The organism is Candidatus Infernicultor aquiphilus, from assembly GCF_002784285.1.
Classification (GTDB): domain Bacteria; phylum Atribacterota; class Phoenicimicrobiia; order Phoenicimicrobiales; family Phoenicimicrobiaceae; genus Infernicultor; species Infernicultor aquiphilus.
Window position 1 is genome coordinate 1 of the sequence record NZ_PFKO01000380.1, and the last position, 2,233, is coordinate 2,233.

Annotated in this window: 4 protein-coding genes and 1 pseudogene; 2 read left to right on the plus strand and 3 right to left on the minus strand. The window is 30.2% G+C overall.

The genetic code is table 11. The features are described from left to right. Positions 1 to 56: 56 nt before the first annotated feature. From COZ07_RS10590 to COZ07_RS10600, 3 genes and pseudogenes are all read right to left on the minus strand, one after another. Positions 57 to 275 (minus strand): annotated as a pseudogene (locus tag COZ07_RS10590) (HEPN domain-containing protein); the annotation flags it as partial. 18 nt (positions 276 to 293) lie between these two features. After that, on the minus strand, positions 294 to 641 hold the full coding sequence (locus COZ07_RS10595) for a nucleotidyltransferase domain-containing protein (protein ID WP_406608532.1): 348 nt from the start codon (positions 639 to 641) through the stop codon (positions 294 to 296). 166 nt (positions 642 to 807) lie between these two features. Next, entirely contained in the window at positions 808 to 1,071 is a 264-nt protein-coding gene (locus COZ07_RS10600) for a hypothetical protein (protein WP_406608533.1), read from the minus strand. A 342-nt stretch (positions 1,072 to 1,413) separates the two neighbouring features. On the opposite strand from COZ07_RS10600, the gene COZ07_RS10605 reads away from it, so the two are divergent. Together COZ07_RS10605 and COZ07_RS10610 are read left to right on the plus strand one after the other, a co-directional pair. Continuing rightward, positions 1,414 to 1,641, plus strand: coding sequence for a hypothetical protein (locus tag COZ07_RS10605; RefSeq protein WP_406608534.1), 228 nt, complete (start codon positions 1,414 to 1,416; stop codon positions 1,639 to 1,641). Next, entirely contained in the window at positions 1,625 to 1,972 is a 348-nt protein-coding gene (locus COZ07_RS10610) for a type II toxin-antitoxin system PemK/MazF family toxin (protein ID WP_406608535.1), read from the plus strand. The genes COZ07_RS10605 and COZ07_RS10610 overlap by 17 nt, the downstream gene beginning before the upstream one ends. Positions 1,973 to 2,233: the final 261 nt, after the last annotated feature.

A 2,233-nucleotide genomic window follows, 5' to 3' on the forward strand; every position in this document is an offset into this window, starting at 1 on the left:
TACTTATTGTATTTTTTTTCTCCAAAAAATAGCCTGTTCCTTTTTTATTACCTTATTTATTCGATTATATTTTTAATAGAACTTATAAATTTTTTAGCTTCATCAAACCAAGAACCTACCTCTTTTTTATCAAAATATACTAAATCCGCATAATCCCCTTTTTGCCGTGTATCAAAAAGCTTATCATAAAATTTTCCCATTTCTCTATTTATTAATCCATTTTTTACAAAATTCTGATGGAAAAGTGCTCTTACACCACTATGTTTAGAAGAGGAAAGTCCTAATTTCTTTTTTCATATTACTAAACCTTCTCTTTCTACATTTTGGCGAAAAGGCATTACCTTATATAAGAGACTATCCCAATCACTTAAATGATACATATTTAGAGTAAGAACATAACCAGTCTCAATTTCTATAGGGAATAATTGTTGACGAAAAATATCCTCCTCTCTAAGGGTTACTGGGTGGTCTACTAAAACAAGTAAATCATAGTCAGATTCAGGAACGTCATCTCCGCGAGCTCTTGAACCATAAAGAATAACTTTTGCCTTAGGAGATATCTTATAAATAGATTCCCGGCAACGTAATAATAAATTCTTTTCCTTTCTTGAAATATTTAGGCATTTAGTAAGTCGTCGCATATTGTAACCTCTAAAATTATTAATTGGATTTAGCCATATAATAGTTATACTTAAAAAATATATTTATTTTATAATATCATTTTTTCGTTTTGTTTACCAGTTTTTCAGTATCTAATCATATTGTATAAATAAAAAAAACGGACAGGCTACTTTCATAGCTTTTTTCTTAAAAGGTATCTTCATGTTTTACTATAGCCAGAATATATGCTTCCTCTTTTTCCTTTCTATATATACATCTATAATTTTTGTTGATACTAAATTCCCATGTATTAATAGTGCCTTTTATGGTTTTATTTCGCAAGGAAGGACGCTGATGTAAAAGAAGAATATTTTCCCTCTTTAAACTCCTTCTCTGATTCTCTAATCTCCTTCTGGCATCTCTCGCCAAAAAAATATGCCTGGTCTTTATCCACAATCGCCCCTGGGGCAATAACTATCTTATTGTCCTCTACAGTAAATCGGACAATATCACCATCTTCAATATTTAAAATTTTCCGTCCACCTCTTTTTTCTAATTCACTCCTTACTGTTCTATTAAAAATATAATATAAATTACAAAATATATCAATATGTTATTTACATAAAATGTCATTCCAAGTAATCTTGAGGGGAAAAAAAGTAGGACAGGCATCCCGCCTGTCTATTATATGATGTAGGGGTTCGATTCATCGAACCCGCTAAATAATATTTTCAAATCGATTTTCCCCTTGATAATAAAAATAATAATGTTATTATGTAATAAATAGATATCCTAATTAGACGGAGGTATATTATGACTACTCAAGAAAAAGTAACTATTTCATTACCCAAAGATTTAGTCAATACCCTAAGAGAAGTAATTCCTGATAGAAAGAGAAGTAAATTTATTGCTGATTTATTAAAAAAACAATTCCAAAAGCAAAAAGAACAAACCCTAATAAAAGCTTATAAAGATGCTTACCCTGAAATAAAAACAGAAAATCAAGAATTCGAGGGGACTATAAATGATGGCATATCCTAAAAAAGGAGAAATATATTTAGTCAATTTTGACCCTACTGTTGGACACGAAGTAAAGAAGAAAAGACCCGCTGTAATTATATCTAACGATATTCACAATCAGTTTTCACCCTTAGTTACAGTTGCTCCCTTATCTTCTAATATAAACAAAGTATACCCCTTCGAAGTGTATATTCCAAAGGAATCAGCAGGTTTAAATGAAAATTCCAAAATAATGATTATACAACTTAGAAGCATAGATAAGAAAAAGTTAATAAATAAAATAGGAAATATTGAAGACCAGGAAATTATAAACAAAATAAACAAAATGATTAGTGAACATTTTGGTTTATAAGGCTTTGTTACTTATTTCATTCACTATATTTAGCGTATAGCGTTTAGCGTATAGGTATAAGAATATTTCACAAATTACTTAAAAAGTAGGTGCTTGATTTAAAGAATAAGAATTTTTGTGTTTGTAGGGGCTTGATTTATCAAGCCCGTAAGGAATCTCGGGTCGGATGAATCCGACCCCTACCAAAAATCACCATAAAATCCGCAGGACAGGCGTCTCGCCGGTTCTGTTATAAAAAAAATAGGCGAGCTAATATTTTAT